Below are 25003 nucleotides of genomic sequence, written 5' to 3' on the forward strand. Positions count from 1 at the left end.
GGGTAGGGCCGAAGTGCATCCCTGACCAGGGAGGGACCGCGTATGGGTTCGCGAACGTGCTCAGCGGGTGAGCGGTCATGGCTCGCCCTCCGAGGCTGGGTGCATTCGTGACCTCGCGATGGTGGCTCCGCGTCGCCGGTGCCGACGCGCCGATGCTGCGGGAACGGCGCACGCACGGTGGGGGTACCCGGATCCGCGACCGTGGGTTCAGGTGCGGTGGCCACGGTCGTCAGCGCGGCAGCACCGCATCCCGGTGCCAGCGTCCTCGTGCACGGTCGGCGGGCACCTCGAGCCACGATCCGGTGCGGGTCCGGGACCGGCGGGGTGTCGTCCGGTCACTTACACAGGGATGCCGCTGGGCGGCAATGCATCGCGGGTTCGGTCACCGTTTGCCCCACCAGCACTCCACTCGATGAAAGGGATGTGTCGCACCATGACGAAAAGACGTGAGGTCCTTCCGATTCCCGACAGGCAGCACCTCGGACTGATCACCTACGATGCGAAGGACCCGGACACGGCCTTCCCACCCATCGAACCGCTGCTGCCGCCCGAGGACGCACCGAATATCCTGGTGGTCCTCCTCGACGACGTGGGTTTCGGGGCCAGCAGCGCCTTCGGCGGTCCGGTGCACAACCCGACCGCGGAGCGTCTGCAGCGCGACGGTCTCACGTACAACCGGTTCCACACCACCGCCCTATGCGCACCGACCCGCGCCGCGCTGCTCAGCGGCCGCAACCACCACTCGGTGGGAATGGGCATGATCACCGAGACCGCCACCTCGGCACCCGGGTCCTCGGGACTTCGACCGAACACCAAGGCACCGTTGGCCATGACCTTGAAACTCAACGGCTACTCGACCGCCCAGTTCGGCAAGTGCCACGAGGTTCCGCCGTGGCAGACCTCTCCCGTCGGGCCGTTCGACGCCTGGCCCACCGGCGGCGGCGGCTTCGAACACTTCTACGGCTTCATCGGCGGCGAGAACAACCAGTACTACCCCGCGCTCTACGACGGTTTCGTCCCAGTCGAGCCGGAGAAAAGTCCGGAGGACGGCTACCACCTCACCGAGGACCTCGCCGATCACGCGATCGACTGGATTCGCACCCAGAAATCACTCGCCCCGGACAAGCCGTTCTTCGCCTATTTCGCTCCCGGCGCGACACACGCTCCGCATCATGTTCCCCCGGAGTGGGCGGACAAGTACGCCGGCCGGTTCGTCAACGGCTGGGATGCGCAGCGCCAGTCGATTCTCGCGGAGCAGAAGCAGCGCGGTGTCGTACCCCCGAACACGGAACTGACTGCACGGCCGGATGCGATCCCGGCATGGGACGAGATGGACGAGGCACTCAGACCGGTCCTCGAACGCCAGATGGAGGTCTACGCCGGCTTCCTCGAGCACACCGATTTCCACATCGGTCGCGTGGTCGACGCGATCGAGTCTCTCGGCGCCCTCGACAACACCCTCGTCTACTACATCATCGGCGACAACGGCGCCTCCGCCGAAGGAACCGTCAACGGGGCATTCAACGAGATGGCGAACTTCAACGGACTCGCCGCGATCGAAACTCCCGAGTTCATGGCAGCGATGAAAGACAAACTCGGAACATCGGAGGCCTACAACCACTATTCGGTGGGGTGGGCGTGGGCGATGTGCGCGCCGTTCCAGTGGACCAAGCAGGTCGCGTCGCATTGGGGAGGCACACGCAACGGCACGATCGTCCACTGGCCCGCCGGAATTCGCAGCAAGGGTGAGGTGCGTTCGCAGTTCACCCATGTCATCGATGTGGCGGCGACTGTGCTCGAGGCGGCCGGGTTGCCGGAGCCGACTTTCGTCAACGGAGTGCAGCAATCCCCGCTCGAAGGCCCCAGCATGATGTACACCTTCGACGATCCCGACGCGCCGGAGCGGCACGACCTGCAGTATTTCGAGATGGCGGGCAACCGTGGGATCTACTACAAGGGCTGGAGCGCGGTCACCCGGCACAGCACACCGTGGCTGCCGAACGAAGAGCTTCCGGCACTCGACGACGATGTCTGGGAACTCTACGACGGCACCACCGACTGGTCGCAGTCCCACGATCTCGCAGCCGAGAAACCCGAACTGCTGGCGTCGCTACAACGTCTGTGGTTGATCGAGGCCGTGAAATACAACGTGCTCCCCATCGACGACCGCAGATTCGAACGACTCAATCCGACCATCGCAGGCAGGCCCCAATTGGTGACGGGCAGCAGGCAGGTGCTCTTTCCCGGGATGAAGCGGCTCAGCGAGCACAGCGTGATCGATATCAAGAACCGGTCGTTCTCCGTGACCGCCGCGATCGAGGCCCCGAAGCAGGGCCGCACCAACGGGGTGGTGATCGCGCAGGGTGGACGTTTCGGCGGCTGGGCTCTCTATGTGCGCGAAGGCTACGCGAAATTCGTCTACAACCTGCTCGGCATGCAGGAATTTATCGTCGCCGCAACTGAAGAACTCCCGGAAGGCGCACACCAGATCCGCGCACACGTCGCCTATGACGGCGGTGGACTCGCGAAGGGCGCAGACGTCACCGTCTACATCGACGGGCGCAGCGTCGGCACCGGCCGCATCGACAGGACCCAACCGATGATTTTCTCCGCGGACGAGACCACCGACATAGGAGACGATTTCGGTATGCCGGTGAGCCACGACTACGCCGGCTCGAGCAAATTCAATGGCCGCATCGAGGTGGTGCAGATCGATGTAGGGGACGACGATCATTCCCATCTCATCGACCCGGCAGACATTGTCCGGGTCGCGACCTCGCGTCAATAGTGTGAAACGACCGAACAAGAACTGACACCGAGGGGCCGAACTCGGCGACCGACGGTCGCCGATGTCTTGGCGATGCGATTGACGCGGACCCGAGCGAGGTGGACTCGGACGGGAATTTGTATCCTGGCCGATGGCACACTCCGCTCGACCTGTCGTGTGCGACAGGCTCGGTGACCGCGCCGATCTGCAGATCACTCATCGTGCCCGCTGCTGCAGGCATACGTGGGTCCCTCACCCAACGAACGCTGAGCGGCCCGGTGCTTCATGAACCCTGGGAAGACCCGCACAGGCACGATCGCGGCTTCCCACCGACGTAGAAGGGGCCGATCCACATGCTGGTTCCCGAGTCCCAGCGGCGCACCTCGACTGAACTCGACGAGCGCCTGGACTTGACGGCGGGAGACAGGGACGCCAAACGGTCCGCGTTCTGGATCATGCTGGCGCTGTCGGGGGTGATTTCGGTCGCCGGCGTGGCCGGCGACTCCACCGCGACGGTGATCGGAGCGATGATCGTCGCCCCTTTGTCGACACCGATTCTCGGCGTGGGGTTGGGAATCGCGACAGGACGAGTGGGCTTGATCGGACACAGTCTCGCGGTTGTGGCCCTCGGTGTCGTGCTTGTGGTTGCCACGGGTCTGGTGTTCGCCCAGTTGCTTCCCAATCCCACCGATGTGTTGACCAACTCCCAGGTCCTCGGCCGGACCTCACCTGACTTATCCGACCTCGCTGCTGCGCTGGCGACAGGTCTGGTCGGTGCGGTCGCGGTGACGCGGCGCGATGTCGGTGACGTCCTACCCGGCGTCGCCATCGCAATCTCGCTTGTTCCTCCGCTCGCTGTGGTGGGCGTATGCCTGGGCTCTGGTGCGCCAGCATTGGCGCTGGGAGCGTTTGTCTTGTTCTTGTCGAATGTTCTCGCTCTCGTCATCACCGTGACGGTCGTGCTCGTCGTAGTCGGCTACGGAAGGAATGTCACCCGACGACGCAGCGTGTACGTCACGCTGGCGACAGTGTTGCTGATTGTCACGGTTCCGATGGTGCTCAATACGCTGTCCTCGCTGTGGGCACAACAGATCTCTCGAGCAGGCCAACGCTGGCTCGCGGATGTCCCGGGTGCCTACGTGACCGACGTCGCCTGGCATGGAACGACTGTTACTGTCACTGTGCTCGGTCCGATCGACCTTCCGCCGATCGATGAGCTGCACTCTGCTGTCGATGCCATCATCCCGTGGGACCCCGATCTTCAGGTCGTGCACACAGTGGGGTCGCGCATCGATACCGGATAGTCTCGTAGGGGCGACGATGGCATCCGTGATGCGAAGACCCGATCACGCGGGGCAACTGGTGCCGATACGGGGATGCCGGGCCGGCGACGCTGTCCGGTTCGGTCACAGTGCTCGGTGAGCGCCGCGTCAGGCTCCGACCAGTGATCCTGTATTGACGGCGGGCCGTCATGTCGCCGGTGTAGGTGTGGAGGCAACAGGGATTTAGCAGCAAGTCCTGCAGGAATGCCTCGAGAATCGACCTCTCACATTCACCATCACGTCATCCCGACCTACATGACCGCTGATGCGTGCCGAGACAGCCGCCCCCGTCGAGGGTGGGAGTGCGATGGTCCTCTCTGTCCTCTCGGCCCACGTTCGATCGTTTCTTGTGGGGATGTCAATTGTTCGTCACCCCCTGGAGATGCTGAGAGGCCGCACGAACTTGTCAGCGGGTCGACCTGGCGATACGTCACTCGATGTCAGCGGCAGACCGCACGGAATGTCAGTAGGCGCCTCAGGAGCGGTCGTACGGATACGCGGTGGCCATGGACAGCCACTGCGTGTCCCACCGATGGCGCGCTGGGAGCGTCAGCTTGCAGACCGCGGCGGACTCCCGGAGGAAATGGCCTGTGCCGCCGAGACCGCCGCGGAGTAGCGCATGGTGGGGTTCGGCACCGCGCAGCGCCTGGAAGGTGCGGGCGGCGGCCAGCAGTGGCCGAGCCGTGGGCGGGATGGCGTGCGCGCCGGGTTCGGTTCGACGATGGGATTCGAGGAGCAGGACGTCGGCGGTTTCGCTGAGTGCGGTGATCGGTATCGAGACCAGGGTGCCGTAGCTGACGCCGGTGAGCAGGGCGGTGGCCAGGGCCCCGGCGCGGACCGGATGGGCGATCCGTTCCCGGATTCGCGACGCGGTCTCGGCGGTGAACGGGCCGGTGGTCAGACCAGGACCGACCATGTGGGGAAGCTGTTGTGGCAGCGCGAGTCGATAGCCGTGCAGGGTGAATCCGTGCTGTGCGCCGCGCAGCAGGACCAGGGTGTGCAGTTCGGTCGGACTCTCGGCCACCAGCGCGGTCAGCATCACCGACAGGGGTGAGGGCTGCACCGGGACGTCCCCCGTGATCGGCGCAGGGTGGTCGAGTTCTGGGGTGTCGCAGTCGGCGAGCCATCGGCACGCGGTGGCACGCCCATAGTCGTAGAGTTCCGTGACTCGGTCGGACTCGGCGCGGGGCAGTTGCTCGCACACCACGGCTCGAAGGCTGCCGGCGTCGACGTTCGGCAGCGGTGGCAGCGGACGCCGGTCGAGACCTGCTGCGGCCCGGTCGGTGGGCGCCGCGGCGGTGAGATGGTCGGTGACGTCGGCGAGCCGATGGGTGATCCGGTGTGGCACAGTGTCGAGCGCGAGCCGCGCAGGGGAGCCCGCGGTGTGCCACACCAGAACCAAATCCATGCCGAGGGTGCGCCACAGGACGAGCAGGCGCTCGTGTTGACGCGTGGACAACAGGTGCGCCCGCAGTACCACCAGGTGGGTGATGGCGGCGCCGTCGCACCATGCAGTGACGGCCGTCCAGAGCGTTTCGAGTCCGCCGATCCGTTCGTCGGCGAGACGTCCGGTCGGGTGGCCGAGCGCGTCCATCAGGTCCATCGCCAGCGTGGTTTCGGAGGTCCGGCCCGGCGTCGGATGCACAACGATCACCCCTGCGGCCGGATTGTGCCGGGTGAGCAGCGTGCCGGTCACAGTGGCGTCGTCGAGGGGATCGAACAGCACCGTCACCTTCGGTAGCCTGTAGACGATCACGGCGGGTCAGCTGCTGCGTCCGGACATCTTTGCGAACACCCAGCCCAGCACTTCCTGGTCGACCCGGTCCCGGTCGAGACGCGCCAAGGCACGGACGGTGTGCGCGGTGAGCTTGGCCCAGGACCGGAAGTTGCCGTGCCCGGCATGGGTGTCGGCGAACCCGATGATCTCGGGGTCGGTGTTCTCCCAGACGGTATGGAATGCCGGGATCACCCTCAGGACCTGTGCAGGGGTCATCCGCCGGAATTCCTGCCACACGTACACTCTGCTGGAGAGCATCGGTTCGCGGGAAAGCACCTGGTAGCAGTCGCCGCCACCGACAAACACGATCGCGATATCGGTGCGCCGGTCATCCCATAGGTGCCGCCAATACTCGAAGCATTCCTGCGACATCCACTGCGCTTCATCACACACCAGTACCCGGAACTGTTCGGATAGCACAGCTTTGAGCAGCCGGTCGAACTCGATAGGCTTGGGCGGTGGCGTGCCGCCCACCGCGAGCGCGTCGAACAGCGTGTAGCGAATGTCCCGGGGTGTCGGTCGCGCCCGGAACTGCACCCGGCACACCGTGTCCGGGGCAAGCTCGCGCAGCGAGGCGTTGACCGAGAACGTTTTTCCCACGCCTGCATCGCCGTGTACGCACATCATCGCCTTTGCGTCGATCACGTCGGCGAGGTTGTCGCGGGTCGCCATCAGCGCGTCGGTGGCCACGATATGTGCCCCGACCAGCCCGAGGAAATGATCGGCTGCGGCGTCGTCGACCTCCGGGCCGCGAGTGCGTGGGTCCCGACTCACTACTGGTCCTCCGCTCGGTCATCCTGCAGATTCGCATGGTTCAGGTCGACCGGCAGCCGCCACGACGCCGGGGGCGGCCCCAGCGAAATCAGATCCGGCCGTGCCCACCGAGCCATATCCACATCGTCTTCCTCGGCGAGGGCAGCGGCGGCTTCGGCCTCGGTCATCGCATCGAGCCGTTTCGCCGGTTCGGGCACCGTCGCCGCCGCGTACCGGACTCGACGAGCTTTCTCGGCGGCCATCAGATCGGTCCGCACCCGACGAGCCTGGCGGGCCCGCGCCTGCTGCACCCGAGACCGGGTGTCGGCCGAGGCGGCATCGGCGAGCACCGCGCTGCCCAGATGCACGCCGGTGGCGGCGTCGAAAACCTCGATTTCGTCGGTATGGTGCGGCATGTACCGGATCCGCACCTTGAGTCCGACCCGCCCGACCATCCAGTCTGCGATGTAGTGCCTGTTGCGGCCGAACGCAATTCCCTTGGTGGTGATCTTGCGATTGCGGCGGTCGTCTTCGAGGGTGAACATCCACAATCGGGTCTCGTCCGCGTCGTGGATCGGGGTCGGGTCGTCGGCCCAGGACTGCAGCGGCGTCCGGTCCTCGAGTTCGGTGATGGTGTGCTCGGTGTTCCACCACTGCACCCACTCCAGCACCTCGACGGTGAACGCTTCGAACGACAGAGCAGGTTGGTCCGGATCGACCGCGACGCCGTTGACCTGCTTCTGCCGGTGGGTGTAGCGAGGAAGGACCGCGAACAGCATCTTTTCGGCCGCACCGTTGATGGTCTCTACCGTCCCTTTCAGGTGCGCACCGTAGGCGGGTAGGTCGTCCACCCGCACCGCGAATGCGCCCAGCGCGTCGGTGACGGTGCGGGACAGGAAGTCCTTGCCCCGATCGATGCGCACCGCCGCGGGCAGGCCACCGGCGGGGCCGTATGGCTCGCTACGTAGCACCGCCACCCGCAGTGCAGCCAAGATGCTCTCGCGACTCGGGGTCTGTGGCGTCACCGCGGTCCCGAGGATCACGTCGTGGCATGCGTCGATGAACCAGGTCACCCACGGTGTGACGAGCCGGCCGTCCACGTCCACCTGGACCGGCGCTTGCACGTGGTCGGCTTCCCATGCCTCGTTTCGGTAGGCGGCCGGTCGTTGCAGGAACACATCGAACTTCCGCCGTTCCCGCTCGCCCAGACGCAATCCGGCTCGCTGGCCCGGGGTCAGATCCCGCGCGACGGCCCGCTGCACCGTCGAGATGCTCGGCGCGGGCCGGCCGTCGCGGGCGGCTTCGGCGGCCAGCTCCCGGTGCAGAGCGGCGGCGTTGCCTCGCCAGTACGCCAGCCGCACCCGCAGCTGGTCGTCAATCCGGAACCGGTCCCGAGAGGCGGGGGTGTGTCCGTGCCGACGTGCGGCCACCCATCGCCACACCGTGCGATCGGCGACCCCCAACGTCTGCGCAACCATGTGGACATGTGCTCGCGACAGCGACTTCTGGTCGGCCAGTTGCACCAAGCGATCCACCGCGGCTCGGCGCAGCGCATGTGTGCTCGCGTCGACCAACGTCTCGGCCTTCCAGAACTCGTGGCGCACCCCCGGTGTCGGGCACACCGACGGTCAACGTTGCTGATTTGACCACGTGCCTGCCGGTGGGAAGACCTGATTGGTCAAGATCGTCCCGCTCTTCGTAGAGCGACTTAATTGCCGATCACTACCCACAGGAACAACCAATTGATCCTGCTCATCGTGCTGACATTTACATGCGGCTTACCTGCTGACATCTTCGTGCGGCCTCGCAGCTGGTCGGACACTGGGAAAGTGTCCCTGACCAGCGAAGTTGAGGTCAGGTACGTGCAGGACTCGGATGTTCTTGCCGCGACGACCCTCACTGCGGCGGACCCGTGGCGGATGATCCGGGGTCTGCCAGTACGGAAAGTCCGCAGCCACCCATCATCGGCACTATTCCGGGATGTTCTGCTCGGGCCACCAACCGTGGTCACGCCGGGCCTGAAGCGAACTTCGAACGCCACCGATCAGCGCAATCGGACGATGCGACCCCAGTTGCTTCACGCCGCATCACCTCGGCCATCAGCCGGCCTTTCCTATGATGCGCGAGGGGCACGGACCACCGGGACGTACGGTCGGTCCTCTGCCGATCGACTGCTCCGGTTGCAGAAGGAAACAGGCACGATGTTGTACACCGGCAGAGCCAGCGTCGACCGAATGTTCTGTGTGAAAGACGCGGACGATCGGGCCTGGGAAGAACTTCCTCCGTTGCCCGAGCCAGGTTTCGGTCTGCTCGCTGCCGACACCGGGATGGTCTATGTCTATACGGGGATGTCCATGGGACCACTCGACCTGCAGGTCGAGGTTCTCGGTGATGCTCCCGATCTCGTCGACAGAGCATGGGAAGATATCGAGGAAGCCTCGCTGCAGACCTACTCGGATATCGCCACGGTGCTCACCGGAGCGGAGGAACCCGTCGAGGGTTTTCCGGACACGGTGCTGTCGGCCGGTGCCGGAACCTATCGGGTCCGCGCCTATGTCGCAGGGCGCGACCTGGCGTGGGATCTCGTCGTCGACGAGGTGGTCGAGCGATACAAGCTGCAGATCTGGCCGGCACCGTACGCGCCGCCGCGTATCGTCCAGCATCGCAGCGCACACGCCGTGATGGGCCATTAGAAACTGCTGTCGGCAGACAGGACCGAGCTGATTACGTTGTCGAGCGGACGACCCCGCGAACACGTGAGGTCCTTCTGGAACGGGCAGTAAGACGGGACCGGAATTTCTGAGGATTCCGACAAGATCGTGAGAAACCCGGACTAACACGAACTTGGAAACCCGCAGCTCCAAGGACCGTCCTACTGATACGTCCGGCGAGAACCTACATCAGCTCTTGTCCTGTGCCATCAGACCTGAGGCGTTGCCACAGCACCTGAGGCAAACACAGGGATTCTGCCACCAAGTTGAGGCAGACACTCGTTCTACCTGCACGCTCTCGCCGACAAGCCCGCAGGATCGACATCTCCTTGCCTCAACAATGTGGCAGGAACGCCACGGCGTTGCTTCGCCACATTGTTGAGGCATTGCTGGTCAGCGACCCATTCGTACCTCAGATCGAAGGGCACAGGACATCTCTGTAAGGTTCCCGCCTTCGGATACCAACTTTTCGATTTCATATCTGCAGCAGACCTCTGAAGTGCGTGGGCCAGCGGTGATGCGTCTACAGCGGCGATTGATCAGCCTGTAATAGTGCGAGTCGCCGGGGAATTCATCCGTAGAGGATGAGGCGGGAGCGGGTGGGTTTCGTCATCCTGATGACGAGCCTGCTGGCCAGGCTCTTCGGTCACGCGGAAGGATCGCTATGCCCGACTCATCGGACGACACCACCGTTATCGCTTCTGGCAGCCAGCAGGCGCAGTCGCTGCCGTTCTCCGACGTCCAAGACTTCGCCGATGCCGAGCGGGGGTTCGTTGCTGCTCTCGAACCTGCGGTCGTGAAAAGCGCGGCTGGGGACATCGTGTGGGACAGCGAGTCGTACGCCTTTCTGGAGGAGGACTGCCCGCCGACGGTCAATCCGAGTCTGTGGCGACAGTCGCGGTTGTGCGCTCGGCAGGGGCTGTTCGAGGTCACCGACCGCATCTACCAGGTACGTGGACTGGACCTGTCGAACATGACCCTCGTCGAGGGCGATACCGGGGTGATCGTCATCGATCCGCTGATCTCCGAAGAAACGGCGGCTGCGGGTCTGGCCCTGTATCGAGCCCATCGGGGCGACCGCCCGGTCACGGGGGTGATCTACACCCATTGCCACATCGACCACTTCGGTGGTGTCAAAGGCGTCACGACGACCGAGGACGTTGCGGCCGGCCGATGCCCGATCCTGGCGCCGACCGGATTCGTCGAACACGCCGTCGCCGAAAACGTCTATGCGGGCACGGCGATGGCCCGGCGCGCCGCCTATATGTACGGCGCGGCCCTACCGCGAGGCCCGCAGGGCGCGGTCGGTGCCGGACTGGGACCGACGACATCGACGGGAACGCCGACGCTGATCTCCCCGACGATCGACATCGATCACACCGGGCAGACGGAAACCGTCGACGGAATCACCCTGGAGTTCCAGATGACCCCCGGCACCGAGGCGCCGGCGGAGATGAACTTCTACTTCCCCCAGCTGCGCGCACTGTGCATGGCGGAGAACGCCACCCATACCCTGCACAATCTGTTGACGCTGCGCGGTGCGCTGGTGCGCGACCCGCACGTGTGGTCGCAGTATCTGACCGAGTCGATCAACCGGTTCGCATCCCGCTCCGATGTCTTGTTCGCCTCGCATCACTGGCCGACCTGGGACACCGAGCGGCTGACCGAGTTCCTGTCTATCCAACGCGACCTGTACGGCTATCTGCACGATCAGACACTGCGGGCACTCAACAAGGGCGCCACCGGCATCGAGATCGCCGAGGCGATCGAACTGCCACCGGCGCTCGAGAACGTGTGGCACACGCACGGCTACTACGGCAGCGTCAGCCACAACGTCAAAGCGATCTACCAGCGGTACATGGGCTGGTTCGACGGCAACCCCGCGCACTTGTGGGAGCACACCCCTGTCGAATCAGCCAAGCGACACGTGGAGTTCATGGGCGGCACCGACCGAATCCTCGAGAAGGCACGCAGATCCTTCACAGAAGGAGATTTCCGCTGGGTGGCGCAGGTGCTGAACTATGTGATCTTCGCCGACCCCACCAATACGGAGGCCACAGCGCTTCAGGCAGACACCCTCGAGCAACTCGGCTACGGTTCGGAGAACGGCACCTGGCGGAACTTCTTCCTCATGGGCGCATATGAACTGCGCCACGGCGCGGTCGGCACACCGACCGTCACCGCCGCACCGGACATCGTCGGTGCCCTCACCATCAAGCAGATCTTCGACGCGATCGCCCTGCGTGTGGACGGTCCACGTGCGTGGTCGGCGTCGCTGACGATCGACTGGAGATTCACCGACGAGAACGTCGTCCACCGTTGCCAGTTGCGCAACGGTCTGCTGGTGCATTTCGATGCCGACGGGTCGTTGCCGGCGCCGGACGCCACCATCATGCTGACCCGACCGGCTCTGATCGCGGTGCTGCTCGGTGGCGCCGATCCCGCCCCGCTCGTGGCGGACGGCACCATCGTCCCCGAGGGGATGGAGGGTGCGTTCGCGACGCTGGTGAGCTATCTCGATGATCCCGACCCGGACTTCGCCATCGTCACCCCGTGACCGTGCTGGAGAGCGCGCCCCTCGGTGCAGCATCGTCAGGAAGGTGATCCACGCATGCGGATCCTGGTGCTCGGTGGTGACGGATTCTGCGGCTGGCCGAGCGCGCTGCACCTGTCGGCCTGCGGTCACCACGTCACGATCGTCGACAACGGGGTCCGGCGACGGATCGACGAGGAACTCGGTGTCCGGTCGTTGACGCCGATCCGGTCGCTGAGCGAGCGGATCGAGGCCTGGGCAGAGGTAACGGGACGTCGGATCGCAATGATCGATCTCGATGTCGCGCGTAACTATGATGAGCTCGTCGAGCTCCTCGCCGCCGAACGTCCCGATGCGATTGTGCATTTTGCGGAGCAGCGGGCAGCGCCGTACTCGATGAAATCGCCGCAGCACAAGCGGTACACGATCGACAACAATCTCACCGGTACGCACAATGTGTTGGCGGCGGTGGTGCAGGTCGGGGTCGACACTCACCTCGTGCATCTGGGGACGATGGGTGTGTACGGCTACGAGTCGGCGCCAGTGGATCTGCCCGAGGGATATTTGACCGTTACCTATCCCGATCGTGACGGCAACTCGCACAGCCGGGAGATCCTTTATCCCACACAGCCGGGAAGCGTCTACCACCTGACGAAGTCGCTGGATCAGTTGTTGTTCCAGTTCTACGCCCGCAATGACGGTCTGCGGATCACGGACTTGCATCAGGGGATCGTCTGGGGGACCCAGACCGAGGAGACCGCACTCGATGTCCGCCTGATCAACCGGTTCGACTACGACGGCGACTACGGAACGGTCCTGAACCGGTTCCTTGCCCAGTCGGCGATCGGCTACCCATTGACCGTCCACGGGACCGGCGGCCAAACGCGCGCGTTCATCAACATCCGCGACACCGTGCGGTGCATCCGATTGGCAATCGAATCCGGATCCCGTGTCTCGGGTCGGGTCCGGGTGATGAACCAGATCACCGAGACCCACCGGATATCGGATCTGGCCGATCTGGTGTCCTCGATCACAGGAGCGAGCATTGAACGGGTGGCCAACCCGAGAGCCGAGGCGGACAAGAACCTGTTGAGCGCCCGCAACGATCACCTGCTCGGGCTGGGCTTGAACCCGACACGACTGGAGACCGGTCTGCTCGAGGAATCGGTCGATATCGCCCAGAAGTACGCCGATCGCATCGACACCGGTCGGGTTCCCTGCACCTCCTACTGGAACGAGACACGCAGGGCTGCGGCCACGAGGCGGGAGGAAGAACCTCGACCGTCGCCGAGGAGCACAAAATGAGCGACGGTGCGGACGAGCAGAAACAGCCATCCCCGGGCCGTCCGGACCCCCAGTACTTCCGCGGTGAGCACGGCCGCGTGGTACCGCGCGCGGCCTGGTGGAGCCTCGGTCTCGCTCTGGCCCTTCTGTTGGCGTTCGTCATCGTCCGCCCATCCTGGTTCACCGACGCTGCAGACGACGTGCCGCTCGACGTTCCGCCCGAACGCCACTTCACCAAGACCCTCGCCGGATCCGGACATGTCGACGGGGTGTGGCTTACCGACGATGCACCCTCGACCAGCTTCCTGGTGACCCTGCCCGCCGACTCCGGTCGTGACGAAACCCGCCTGCATCTGACGGGCACCACGCAGGTCGCGGAGGACACGACGGTGTTCCTGTCGGTGAGTATGGACGGACAACAGGTGCTCGAAAACCGCCTGCCCACCGGGGAGGTGCCCCTCGATCTCGTCGTCGACGTCCCGCACCAGGTGGCCGAGGACGGTCGCGTCCGGGTTCGGGTCCACGCCGAGGGCACCCGGCACGACCAGTCCTGCACCCCCGATCATTCCGCCGGGCTTCAGATCCATCTCGACCCGACGAGTGTGCTCGAAGCGGCCCTCGTCGAGCCGGTGCACACGGTGCGCGATGCGGTGGCGTCCTGGGATCGCCAGGTCACGATCGTCCTTGTCGACCGCGGGGTCCAGTGGCGCACCACGGCGGCCCAACTGGGGATGGCGTTGACGCGGGCCGGGCAGGAGGTGAGGTATGCCGAGTCCGTGCCCGAGAACGATCGTCGCAACACGATCCTCGTCGGTCCCGCAGATGCACTGGACGCAGCGGCGGGGTGGACGTCCGATACCGGCGCGGACGGAAACGCCATCGTCGGCCGGATCGACAACGATCCGGTGCTGGGCGTGCTCACTGCGGACGGAGCGGTCCTGTCGACTTTTCTGACCCAGCCGACGGTCGCCACTGCCGATACGTCCGGTACCGACCCCCGAGCGGTAGGCACGACACCTGAGCAGGGCAACGAGGTGCCATTGGAATCGCTGGGTGCGGACATGTCGGTCGGTTCCATCACCGAGACCCGGAGCTGGCAGGTGGCGTACTCACTTGCCGACCTGCCCGACGGCCGCATCCCGGAGGCCGTGCGCGTGTCCGTGGCGTTGCCCGCCTCGCCGCAGGACTTGACCTGGATCCTCAACACCCGCCTTGGCGGGAAACTTGTCGACAGCCGGAAGTTGAACGACACGGCCGGCACGGTGACCGTTCCACTGGCGGCGGCGGATCAGGTCGTGGAGAACTCGTTGACGTTCACAGTGCAACGCGATCGCGACCTCGGCGGCTGTGATGTGCGGGTGACGAGCTACCCGACGCAGCTACGGGCGGACTCGGCCTTGGTGCTCGGCAACGCTCCCGGTACCGGATTCACGGCGCTCCCTCGGCAGCTGGCGCCCGGATTCGCCGTTCACATGACCGGAGCCACCGACGACAATGCCGTCGAGCAACTGAACTCCGTCGTCGGTGTCCTCACCGCATTCACCCCGGCCGAGTACGTTCCGGATTTTCTCTGGAATACACCCCCCGACGCCGAGCAACCGTTCATCCTGGTCGGGGACAGTCCTGCCGTGGCGCCGCGAATGCGTCTCGCGGACGGGCGCATCGTCTCGGAAACGGCCGGCCGCCTCGATATCTCGTCGTTCGACACCGGGCTGGTGGTGGAGACCGCCACCAACATCGCAGCTGCGCCCGGACTCGTCATCCGGTATGCGGGGGATACCGGCGAGATTGCGCTGCCGGACTTCGGGACCGAGACGGCTCTGGTGGTCACCTCGCAGGGAAGTTTCGAAGTTCGCGCCGACGGCACCGTCCCGTCCAGGACGCCGCCACGCGAGAACATCCCCCGATGACCGGCACGGCGGACTTCCGCACCGAGGCGATCGCCGATCACTTCCGGTCGGTCGACAGTGCCCCGGCCGGGTACGCAGTCGACCGGCCGGCGAGCGCGGCCAACGGTTTTCTCGTCACCTTCGCCGCGCTCGCCATCATCGTCATGTGTGTTCGGACGTATCTGATGCACACCGGGATCGACGCGCTTTCCCGCGATCTCGTCCTGACCTCTCGAGAGCGCGGGGACGTCGTCTTCCCGTTGCGCATGTTCCTCGTAGTGTTCTTCGTGACCTACGCCGTTTTCGCGTACTCGAATCGGTGGCGCCGACTGTTCATCGCAGGTGCTCTGCTCGGCAAGTTCGTCGTGTTCTGCGTCGTGACGGACGCCGGCGCCTGGATACTCCACGACTGCGGGCTGGTGTCGATCTCGACATTCGGGCTGCAGATGGCGTCCGGTCTGGCCGCACTGGCGTTGTTTCCGCACACTTTGTTGCGACAGGCGCACCTACCCCGGCGGGTCCCGATGCCGACGAGCGCGGGTACGCCGGTGCGGGAGCTTGCTATCTGGTTCGGGTGCCTGGCAGCATCGATTCTGGTGACGGTGCTGCTCGTCCAGGTGCTCATCGAGATGGTCGACACCCTCAAGGACTGGGCGGTACTCGGGGGTCTGGGTGCGGGTGTGTTTCTCGTCCAACAGTTGTTCGCGTTGTCCACGGCGTGGTTCGGAGTGCGCAGGCTGCGGCGATCGCGCGAGGCCGGCGCCGGATTCGGGCCTGCGCTGGCGGTTCTCGTCCCGGCCCACAACGAGGCCCACAGCATCGCCGCGACGATCCTGTCGGTCGATGAGGCAGCAGCCGGTTATCCGGGAGACATCCGTATCTACGTGGTGAACAACGCCTCCACCGACACCACGCACCTCATCGCTCAGGAGGCGATCGACGGCTGTGTTCACCTCACCGGTGTGGTGCTCGAGTGTCCGATCCCGGGTAAGGCGATCGCGTTGAACCTCGGAATCGATCACATTGTCGAGGACTTCATCGTGCGCATCGACGCGGACACTGTCATCGGACCCGGCTCTCTGACGACGGCGATGACCCACTTCGTCGACCCGGCCGTCGGGTCGGTCGGCGGTCTACCGCTGCCCCGGCAAGAGACGACCTGGATCGACAAGGTCCGGCTCGTCGAGGTGTATATGCGGCACGGATTCTTCCAGGTCTCGCTCGACGGATACCTGGGTGTGCTCGGTGTCCCCGGCATGTTCACTGTGTACCGACGTGAGCCGGTCGTCGCGGTCGGGGGCATGGTGCAGGGCATGAACGGTGAGGACACCGACATCTGTATTCGTCTGACGGCGGCGGGATTCCGTTGCATTTCCGACCCCGCGGCGGTTTATCACAGCGAGACACCCGCCTCGTATGCGCACCTGCGGGAACAGCGCACACGGTGGTTTCGCAGCATCTACCACCTTGCTGCTCGTAATCGGGAGATGCTGTTCGATCGGCGCTCGATGACCGGGACGTTCGTTCTTCCCTTCCAACTGGTCAACGCTGCCCGTCGTGCCATGCTCGGGCCGCTGCTTCTGTTCGCGTTCCTGGCGGAGATGTTCTTCCATGCCACGTTCAGCACGATGCGCTGGCAACCTGTGGTGGCGACACTGTTGGGGATGTCCATGTTCGTGACGATCCTGGTCTGTCTGCTGTGGCGGCCGAGTTCGGTCAAATACATCCCGGCGTATCTCGTCTTCCGGGTGCTGCGCAGTTACTTCACCCTTCTGGCGGCATTGACCCTCGTCTATCCATCGATGCATCCACCCCGCCTGTGGTTCAGAGCAGACCGCACCGGATGGCCGCCGAGATCGCTTCGCCGCGCGTCCTGACCCCGAACTTGCGATAGAGATTGCGGATGTGTGTCTTGACGGTGTTGACCGACACCTGCAGTTCGTGCCCGATCTCTTCGGCGGTGCGGCCGGAGGGAAGGTGGACCAGTATTACCTGTTCGGCCGCCGTGATGGCAGGTACGGACGGTGCCGTGCTGCCGGCGAGGGTCCGGCGGAGGGTGCCGGTGAACCGGTACGAGGAGTCGATGTCGTGTGCGAGCACCGTCAGCAGCTCGGCGCAATCTGCGGCGAGGTCGAGGAACGGACGAGCAAGACCGTGGGGCTCGGCCAGTTCGAGGGCACGGTGCACCGACGTCCGCATCGCCTCGGAATGGTGTAGCCGCTGGGCGGCGAGTGCGTCGAGAAGGTGGACGCGGACGCTGCGCAGCGGGGTCGACGATTCGTCGTCGATCAGGTCTGCGAGCATCTGTCGGGTTGCGTGGTGATGTCCGCGGGCGTACTCGATCATCGCCGCGAGCACTGTCGAGTCGACGGTGTGTCCGCGGGTATCCACCATGTGCCGGTGCAAATGGGTCGCTTCGTTCCGGCGCCCGAGGGACAGGAGGGTTCCTGCGAGGTAGGGCAGCAGGTCGGTTGTCGTGGAACCGAAGGGACCAGTACACACTGCCGCAGCGTTGCTCACGGCCGCTGCCACCCTGGCCGGTGACACATTGCTGGCCGACAACGCGTGCAGGTCGAATACGAAACGCACGTAGGGACCGAGCACCCCCGATTCTGCAGAACCGGCAGTAGCCAGATACCGTCCGGCGATGCCGGTCGGATCGAGCGGTTCCGCGCGCAGATAGTGTGCCAGCACGATCAACATGACGGCGTGTTGCGCATCCGGTGAGTCGAGATGGTCGTGCTGTTCGGCGACCTTCAGTGCCGCCGTTGCGCACGCGTGCATTCGCGCAAGGTCACCGGTCGATCTGTGCAACCACGCCGACAGTATGGTCGACCGTAGTTGCAGCCGGGGATCCCCGGCGATGTTTGCCAGTGCTGCCGCCTCGTCCAGCAGCGTCGCTGCGGCGATGGGTCGGGTCGACAGCAGTGCGGCTGCATGTACGGTCCGGGCGTAGCTGTCGAGACACAGGCAGCCGGTGGAAGCGCGGTTGCTCAGTTCGTTCACAGAGGCCGGGGAGGCGCACTTCCCCTCTGCCAGAGCGGCGGCCGTGTCCACGGCCGCCTCGAGCCGTGTGTCGATGCGTCCGTTGTCACTGTGCCCTGCGGGAGCGAGGGTATCGAGAAATGCTCGTGCCGAGGACGGGGATCCCTGCTCCAGGGCGTCGAGCGCGTGCAGCAGACGTACCGTCCGGATGGTGGACAGACCGAGCGCGTCCAGATGGAGGAAAAACGTGTCGGTGTCACCTGCCAACACGACGGAGATGCCATGGTGTCGAGCCAGGTCGAGTGCTGCGACGGTGTCGTCTGCGGCAACGAGGTGAGCGAGCGCGTCGACCGGTGCGCCGGTCGAGAGGTACCACCGGGCCGCCAGGGAGTGCAGCTGGACTTCGCGAATGGGGTCGGTGCGGTGCAGTTCGGCTCGCAGGTGGGCAACGAGCATCGGGTGGTAGCGACGGGTGATCGTCCCGGTACCGGGTTCGACGGTGTGGAGCAGGGGAAACGCGGATCGTTCGAGGAACTCGAGGGCGTCGCTGGCAGACGTGTCGGTGAGGTGTTCGCACAGTTCGACGGTCGGTGCGTCGACGATGCAGGTCGACAGGAGGAAATCGAGAAGATGCTGCGGAAGAGCGGTCAGCAGGTCACCGATGAGCTGGTCGGATATCGGGTGCGGGGAGCGGGCGAGATCGGCGATGACCCCGCGGCGATCCGTTCGGGTGTGCAGGTGGATCGCTGCGATCCGCACGAGCGCTGCCCATCCGTCGGTCAATGCGATCAGTGCCGAGACATCGGCATCGTCGAGGTGACTGTCGTGCTCGGCCAGAACCACCCGGACCTGGTGCTCGTCGAGAGCGAGTTGTTCCCATCCGATACGAGAGACGATTCCCGCTGCAGCCCACTCGTGCCAGGGCAAGGACGGCTCCCCCCGCGCCAGAAAGACGACCGTCACATGCGGAAAGTGCGCGAGCGTATCAATGAAGGCCGTCAGCTCCGTCAGGACGATCGGATCATGGAGCAGGTGCGCGTCATCGATGATCAGAATGATCGGATAAGGGCGACGGGCCAGATCTGCCGCGAGCGCCCGCGGATGGTCGGGATGTATCGGCACAACTGGGACCGGACCCGCGGTGCCGGATCGCTCGACGGCGTAGTCGATGGCGGTGCGCACCGTCACCCAGAAGGTCGCGGCGGTGTTGGTGCGATCCGAAACTCGAACCCACGCCGGAACAGTCGAGTCGGACGTGGCGATGTCTCGTGTGATCCAATCGCTCACGACGACGGTCTTGCCGGTGCCCGCCGGAGCGCATACCAACACGGCGGTGGTGGACGAGCTGCGAACCGCTCGGTTCAGTGTGTCAGTGACAGCACGGTGCCGTTGTATCGGCACCGGTGAGGTCGGCAGCCACGACCTGGCCGGGTCGCGGTCGGTGTGTACGGCCTCGCTGGGTCGGGCATCGGACATTCTGGATTCCCCCCGTACGGCAGGTACCGAACGGCCTTCGGAAAAACCCTACTATCGGCAAGGCTCACACAACGGGAAAACGTGAATTGTGCAGTGGGCCGGCGCTCCATTGTCAGGACGAACGGTCCACGAGAGGCAAAGTTCACCCTCTCCGGGCGAGGACATCACCGTAGAGCGAGCCGCATGATCGGTGACACGACATGCTCCCCCGAAAGGAACAGTCCATGAGCACCTCGACTTCGTCGATGTCCGATCGGCATCCCGTGCGCAACGGATTCGCCGGCGCGACGACCATTGCTGCCGGAGCGCTACTCGCTGCGGCCGGCATTCTGTCGATCCTGCAAGGCATCTCGGCGCTCGCGAACGACGATCTGTTCGTCGTCGGGCCGGAATACCTCTACTCGTTCGACATCACCGGATGGGGATGGATTCACCTGCTCATCGGCATTCTGGTGGTGGCTACCGCGATCGGGTTGTTCGCGGCCGCCACGTGGGCGCGAGCCGTCGCGATCGTCCTGGCTGCCGTGTCCATCGTCGCGAACTTCCTGTGGCTTCCGTACTACCCGTGGTGGGCGGTCCTGGTCATCGCCCTCGACATCCTGGTGATCTGGGCGGTGGCGACGTGGTCGCCCGATTTCACCTGAGACCGGTTCGATGAATCATTCGGGGTGCCCGGCCACAGCCGCCGGGCGCCCCGGCTGGCCGGCGGATAAGATCACTGTGGCGATCGGCGCATTTCGAGCAGCGTCAACCCGAGATCATCGATCCGGGACATGATGGTCCGCATGGTCGTCGGGTCATTCATCGTCCCGAACAATGTTGTCATTCCGTGTTTTTCGTCGACCTGTGCGCGCAGTTCGGGAAAGGCCGCAATCACCCGTGCGGAGAGCACGCCGTCGACGACGAACTGGTAGGACGCCCCAACGCTCATGATCGGCCTCCCAGGCTCCTACGTTCGGGATGCGGGATTCACGGATGAGGCTACTGTCCTCCGCGCCCCCCGATGCGCGCCTCATCCACAGCGGATGAAACCGACCCGTCGCTGCGGCAGATGGGTGGACACCGGCACCCACTTCACCCGCTAAGCATGATGCGCGCCGGTCGGCGCTGTTCCTAGGTTCGGTACGGACGACAGCGCGGGACACGTACCCGGAACGTCACCGTTCCCGGCCCGCCGAGGAAAGGACCGAAGACATGGCAGCGACACTGACGGTGTGGAAGTTCCCGACCGACAGCGGAGCCGACACGGCACTGACCACACTCGAAGACCTGCAGAAACAGCAACTCATCACCGTTCACGATGCTGCCACTGTCCGCTGGCCGGCCGACGCGAAGAAACCGCGGACCCGCCAACTGAGCGATCTCACCGGTGCCGGGGCGTTGGGTGGAACATTTTGGGGTCTGTTGTTCGGGCTGTTGTTCTTCGTTCCGTTGCTGGGGGCAGCTATCGGGGCGGGAGTCGGTGCGCTGTCCGGATCACTCGCCGACGTAGGCATCGACGATGATTTCATCAAGGGTGTCCGTGACAAGATCACCCCTGGCACGTCCGCGTTGTTCGTGCTCACCTCCGATGCGACCGTGGACCGGGTCCACGAAGCGTTCGCTGGTCAGAGCGGGGAACTGATCTCCACGAATTTGTCTCACGAGCAGGAAGCCCGGCTGCGTGAAGTGTTCTCCGAATGAATCACCGCCAGTCCCTATGGACGAGATAGCGCGCGGACACCGGTGTGCACCCGACGCGTCTGTGGTGCATGGGCATCAATGACAGGAGACTGTGGTGACCGCGAACATTCCCGGCCGGTCGAGTCGGTACACGGTCGATGCGAAACGACTGTGGGCGGGTGGTGGTGCCACTGCCCTGGTGGCGTCGCTGACCGCAGCGGTCGGATTTCTGATCGTGCGTGATGTGCTGGACATCCCGGTTCTCACCTCGGTGGTCGAGTTCGGGCGTTCGCAGCTCACCACGGTCATCGGGTACGGCGTCGTCTCGGCTGTGTTGGCTACTGCACTACTCCACCTGTTGATTCTCACGACCCCTCGGGCGCTGAGCTTCTTCGGCTGGATCTGCATCCTGGCGACGGTCGCAGCGGCCTTGTGGCCGTTCACCGTCGAGGCGACCCTTGCCTCGAAGATTGCCAGCGGCCTTCTTTATTTCATCACCGGCATCGCGATCTACTCTCTGCTGGCCGGTGTAGCGTCGGCGGCCAGGCGGGCAGTGCCGCCGTCCCGGTGAACCGCTCGCGTGTCACTTCGATTCGATCCGTTCGATGTGTGTGCCGACGGTGTGAACGACCTGCAAGTCCGGATCCCACGGGACGATCGCATCGACCGCGACGTCGAGCTCGTCCAGGGCAGGCAACTCGGCCGGACCCAGGACCGAGACGATCACGGTGGTGCCGTGCCAGTGCACGTCCGTGACCTCCGCCCCGGGCGTCTGCTCGAGCCACTGCTGTGCCTGGGCCGAGATCTGCCGGGCCCACAAGGAGGCCAAAGAGTTGACGACCATCGGCACCGCGACGACGGCCAGCGCGACCGCCAGCACCGCATACGCCCGCCGCCACCGGGACGCGACTGCCTGCGTTTCACGGGAATAGCCTGCCATGACGAGAACCACTGTGGCGGTGATGATCAGAGCGACGACGTTGGATGTGAACAGAACGAATGCACCGAGGGCAAGTGCCGGCGCTCCCGAGCCCAAACAGACGCCGACCACGGCAAGGGGAGGAACCAGTGAGATCGCGATGGCCACACCCGGCAACACGTCCCCGACATCGCGGCGTGTCACCGCGATTGCTCCCACCAGGCCCGTGGCCAACGCCGCGGTCAGATCCATCAACGTCGGCGACGTTCGACCGAGAACCTGTGAATTGGCCAGCACATTACCGGGATTGGGAAGTATCTGAGCGAAGATCACACCGAGAACGACGACCAGAACGATACCGGCGACGATTCGGGCGAGGCTGCGTGTGATCAGCGGACCCCGCCCGACCGCGATACCCAAACCCACCCCGAGGATCGGCGTGGACAAGGGAGCCACGATCATCGCCCCGATCACGGTGGCGGTCGAGTCGCTGACCACGCCCGCTACGGCAATGATCGCCGAGAGGGCGAGCATCGTCCAGAACGCGGATCGCTTGGCCTGGCGGTCACCGACCGACAGATCCAGACGCTCGTCGAGTTCGGCGAGGCTGCGGCGTTGTGTTCCAGGCACAAGGGCTTCGAGCATTCAGGACCTCCCGGAAGAGTCGTCGGATGCGGCCGGGTCCAGCGCAGCGTCGCTGCCGGCAGGAACCGCAGGAACACGCATTACTGCATCGGCGATGACAGGTGAGGCGACCAGAACGACAGCGACCGCAAACAACCAACCGACACCTGCGAAGACGACGCCGAGCACACCGAAATGGTCGGCGGACGAGGCAACTGCGCGGGGCATGACGATCCGACTGGCGCTGTCCACCACGCTGAGCAACGTCGCAGTCACGGCACCGGTGGCCCACAGGACGGGTGCGGGCACCGCCCGCACGGTCAACAGCCGAGGGCACCACGTCCAGGTACAGGCCCACACACACCATTGACCGATCACAATCGGCAACACCATGCCCGAGGACTGGATCGCCCCGACGACCACAATCGATGCGGCCACGGTGAACAGGACGGCGAACCAGCGCCATCCCTGCATAAGCTCCAAGCTTCGGACATTCCATATTCGTCCGTACATGCGCCCCAGAGCGCGGGTGAACGACGTACCGCTGATAACCACCATGAGTGCACCGAACACCCCGAAAGCCGCGGTCTGCGATGTCATCTGCAGATCCTCGACCTGCACGATCGCCGCGTCGATCGAGAATCGATCCTGCAGGATTCTGCCGAGCACCGCACCGTCGACCAGTGCGCTCATCGCGATCAGAACAGGCAGTACCGAGGTGAACATCTGCCCAGCCAATGTCATGGAGCGATCGACCAGTTCGATCCGCGCCAGACCCACCGCGATCCGTTCGATCACCCGACCCGCCGGATGTGAGATCAGCACGCGCAGGAGCCGTCTCGCAGCGGGTTCACCCGGGAACGGCGGACGAATCGGTGACACCATGGCGCCTCCCTCCACCGGCGTCCCGGCATCGCCGTCCGCACCGACTGTTGCAGTATCCGCCGCACCGACAATTCTCTCCCCGAGAAGCGGTGGGAGAGATCCTCCAATTCGATGTTCACCCTCCACGGATGACGCTCCCCCGAACCGTTCCGGTTAGTTTCGACTCAGCGGACCGGGGTCGATACGACCGGTGGCGAGGGGAGTATCACGGTGAGCGCAACCGAGGGAACTTCGCCTCTGCCCCGCTCGCAGGCGGTATCCGAACCCCCCACGCGAATCGCCTGGTCGATCCCCAGGGGCCTGATCGTCCTGCTCGCCGCAGCCGCCGCCGTCGCCGCGGTGGTGGGAATCAAAGCTCTCGCCGGCATCATCGGACCGGTCTTTCTCGCGTTGATGCTGACCATCTCGATGCATCCCATCCAGGCCCGAGTCGAACGCAGAGGGTTGCCGCCCTGGGCGGGGATGGTGGCCGCCATCGTCGCTGTCTACACATTTCTGCTCGGACTGGTCTGCGCTCTGATCGTCACCGCCGCCCAACTCGCGTCGATGTTGCCCCAGTACGCCGACAGCTTCGACGATCTCCTCGGCGGTGTCCGCTCCACACTGTCCGGCGCCGGTGTCGACGACTTCCAAATCGCGAACCTGCTGGGCGAGATCGACCTCAGGCACGCGGTGACGCTGCTCGAATCAGCACTGGCAGGGGTGCTGTCGACGACATCGAATCTGGTCTTCGTCCTGGCGTTGTTGCTGTTCATGGCATTCGACGGAATGCACATCGGCCGCAAACTCGTCATCATCGGACAACTGCGCCCCGACATCCGGTACGCCCTGGCCACGTTCACCGATGGCACCCGCCGGTATCTGACGGTGTCGACAATCTTCGGGTTGATCGTAGCGGTGCTCGACGGTGGAGTGCTGTGGTTGCTCGGTGTCCCGCTGCCGCTGGCATGGGCGGTGTTGTCGTTCATCACCAACTACATCCCCAACATCGGCTTCGTCATCGGTTTGATTCCACCGGCATTGCTGGCGCTGCTCGACGGCGGGCCGGTGCTGATGCTGTGGGTGATCGTTCTCTACAGCGTGATCAACTTCGTCATCCAATCGATCATCCAGCCGAAGTTCGTCGGTGACGCCGTCGGCATCACCGTGACGATGACGTTCCTGGCGCTGGTGTTCTGGTCGTGGGTGCTCGGCCCGCTCGGGGCGATCCTGGCCATCCCACTGACCCTGCTGGCCAAATCGATGCTCCTGGACATCGATCCCGCGACACGGTGGGCCAACGTCCTCGTCAGCGACATGCGCAACCAAGCCACCGCCACCACCGACCCGTTCACCGTCGACGAGGACGACCGCCGAGCCCCCGGCGGGTCCGCCGACACCACTGACACCGCCGACGAGGACAAGTGAGGAAAACAC

18 protein-coding genes are annotated in these 25003 nt (G+C 64.8%); 11 read left to right on the top strand and 7 right to left on the bottom strand.

Annotation, left to right across the window (positions count from 1 at the left end; all coding sequences use genetic code 11):
• Nucleotides 1–433: 433 nt before the first annotated feature.
• Nucleotides 434–2788, top strand: coding sequence for an arylsulfatase (locus tag LDQ05_RS03920; RefSeq protein WP_226435579.1), 2355 nt, complete (start codon nt 434–436; stop codon nt 2786–2788).
• Between the two features lie 332 nt (nt 2789–3120).
• Entirely contained in the window at nt 3121–4071 is a 951-nt protein-coding gene (locus LDQ05_RS03925; protein ID WP_226435580.1) for a DUF389 domain-containing protein, read from the top strand.
• Between the two features lie 493 nt (nt 4072–4564).
• Here LDQ05_RS03925 and LDQ05_RS03930 read toward each other — a convergent pair whose 3' ends face one another.
• Genes LDQ05_RS03930 through LDQ05_RS03940 form a run of 3 tightly spaced genes read right to left on the bottom strand, consistent with a single transcriptional unit; the run spans nt 4565 to nt 8154 of the window.
• On the bottom strand, nt 4565–5845 hold the full coding sequence (locus LDQ05_RS03930; RefSeq protein ID WP_226435581.1) for a hypothetical protein: 1281 nt from the start codon (nt 5843–5845) through the stop codon (nt 4565–4567).
• A 6-nt stretch (nt 5846–5851) separates the two neighbouring features.
• Nucleotides 5852–6640 carry an AAA family ATPase gene (locus LDQ05_RS03935; protein ID WP_226435582.1) on the bottom strand — a complete coding sequence of 263 codons (789 nt, stop codon included), beginning with the start codon at nt 6638–6640 and terminating at the stop codon, nt 5852–5854.
• Nucleotides 6640–8154, bottom strand: coding sequence for a TnsB C-terminal domain-containing protein (locus tag LDQ05_RS03940; protein WP_372461031.1), 1515 nt, complete (start codon nt 8152–8154; stop codon nt 6640–6642). The genes LDQ05_RS03935 and LDQ05_RS03940 overlap by 1 nt, the downstream gene beginning before the upstream one ends.
• 294 nt (nt 8155–8448) lie before the next feature.
• Between LDQ05_RS03940 and LDQ05_RS03945 the strand changes: the two genes are divergently transcribed.
• From LDQ05_RS03945 to LDQ05_RS03965, 5 genes are all read left to right on the top strand, one after another.
• On the top strand, nt 8449–9312 hold the full coding sequence (locus tag LDQ05_RS03945) for a hypothetical protein (RefSeq protein ID WP_226435583.1): 864 nt from the start codon (nt 8449–8451) through the stop codon (nt 9310–9312).
• 682 nt (nt 9313–9994) lie between these two features.
• On the top strand, nt 9995–11887 hold the full coding sequence (locus LDQ05_RS03950; RefSeq protein ID WP_226435584.1) for an alkyl/aryl-sulfatase: 1893 nt from the start codon (nt 9995–9997) through the stop codon (nt 11885–11887).
• Nucleotides 11888–11941: 54 nt separating this feature from the next.
• Nucleotides 11942–13168 carry an NAD-dependent epimerase/dehydratase family protein gene (locus LDQ05_RS03955; protein WP_226435585.1) on the top strand — a complete coding sequence of 409 codons (1227 nt, stop codon included), beginning with the start codon at nt 11942–11944 and terminating at the stop codon, nt 13166–13168.
• Nucleotides 13165–15057, top strand: coding sequence for a hypothetical protein (locus tag LDQ05_RS03960; protein ID WP_226435586.1), 1893 nt, complete (start codon nt 13165–13167; stop codon nt 15055–15057). The genes LDQ05_RS03955 and LDQ05_RS03960 overlap by 4 nt, the downstream gene beginning before the upstream one ends.
• Nucleotides 15054–16913, top strand: coding sequence for a glycosyltransferase family 2 protein (locus tag LDQ05_RS03965; RefSeq protein WP_226435587.1), 1860 nt, complete (start codon nt 15054–15056; stop codon nt 16911–16913). Before LDQ05_RS03960 ends, LDQ05_RS03965 begins: the two co-directional genes overlap by 4 nt.
• Here LDQ05_RS03965 and LDQ05_RS19830 read toward each other — a convergent pair.
• Nucleotides 16861–19308, bottom strand: a complete 2448-nt coding sequence (locus LDQ05_RS19830) for a winged helix-turn-helix domain-containing protein (RefSeq protein WP_226435588.1) — start codon at nt 19306–19308, stop codon at nt 16861–16863. The two genes, LDQ05_RS03965 and LDQ05_RS19830, sit on opposite strands and share 53 nt — an antisense overlap.
• Before the next feature lie 413 nt (nt 19309–19721).
• Here LDQ05_RS19830 and LDQ05_RS03975 point away from each other — a divergent pair, with 413 nt between their 5' ends.
• Entirely contained in the window at nt 19722–20141 is a 420-nt protein-coding gene (locus LDQ05_RS03975; protein WP_226435589.1) for a DUF7144 family membrane protein, read from the top strand.
• A 71-nt stretch (nt 20142–20212) separates the two neighbouring features.
• Here the strand turns inward: LDQ05_RS03975 and LDQ05_RS03980 are convergent, their stop codons facing one another.
• Complete coding sequence (locus LDQ05_RS03980; RefSeq protein ID WP_226435590.1) at nt 20213–20428, bottom strand: DUF8691 family protein; 216 nt, start codon at nt 20426–20428, stop codon at nt 20213–20215.
• 263 nt (nt 20429–20691) lie between these two features.
• Between LDQ05_RS03980 and LDQ05_RS03985 the strand changes: the two genes are divergently transcribed.
• Complete coding sequence (locus tag LDQ05_RS03985) at nt 20692–21180, top strand: DUF1269 domain-containing protein (RefSeq protein ID WP_226435591.1); 489 nt, start codon at nt 20692–20694, stop codon at nt 21178–21180.
• A 94-nt stretch (nt 21181–21274) separates the two neighbouring features.
• Entirely contained in the window at nt 21275–21730 is a 456-nt protein-coding gene (locus LDQ05_RS03990; protein WP_226435592.1) for a DUF6069 family protein, read from the top strand.
• 12 nt (nt 21731–21742) lie between these two features.
• Here the strand turns inward: LDQ05_RS03990 and LDQ05_RS03995 are convergent, their stop codons facing one another.
• Nucleotides 21743–22723 carry a TIGR00341 family protein gene (locus tag LDQ05_RS03995; RefSeq protein ID WP_226435593.1) on the bottom strand — a complete coding sequence of 327 codons (981 nt, stop codon included), beginning with the start codon at nt 22721–22723 and terminating at the stop codon, nt 21743–21745.
• Nucleotides 22724–23500, bottom strand: a complete 777-nt coding sequence (locus LDQ05_RS04000) for a hypothetical protein (protein ID WP_226435594.1) — start codon at nt 23498–23500, stop codon at nt 22724–22726. It abuts the gene before it with no gap.
• A 297-nt stretch (nt 23501–23797) separates the two neighbouring features.
• Here LDQ05_RS04000 and LDQ05_RS04005 point away from each other — a divergent pair, with 297 nt between their 5' ends.
• Entirely contained in the window at nt 23798–24994 is a 1197-nt protein-coding gene (locus LDQ05_RS04005) for an AI-2E family transporter (RefSeq protein ID WP_372461030.1), read from the top strand.
• Nucleotides 24995–25003 lie beyond the last annotated feature (9 nt).

Source organism: Rhodococcus yananensis (assembly GCF_020515525.1).
GTDB lineage: Bacteria > Actinomycetota > Actinomycetes > Mycobacteriales > Mycobacteriaceae > Rhodococcus > Rhodococcus yananensis.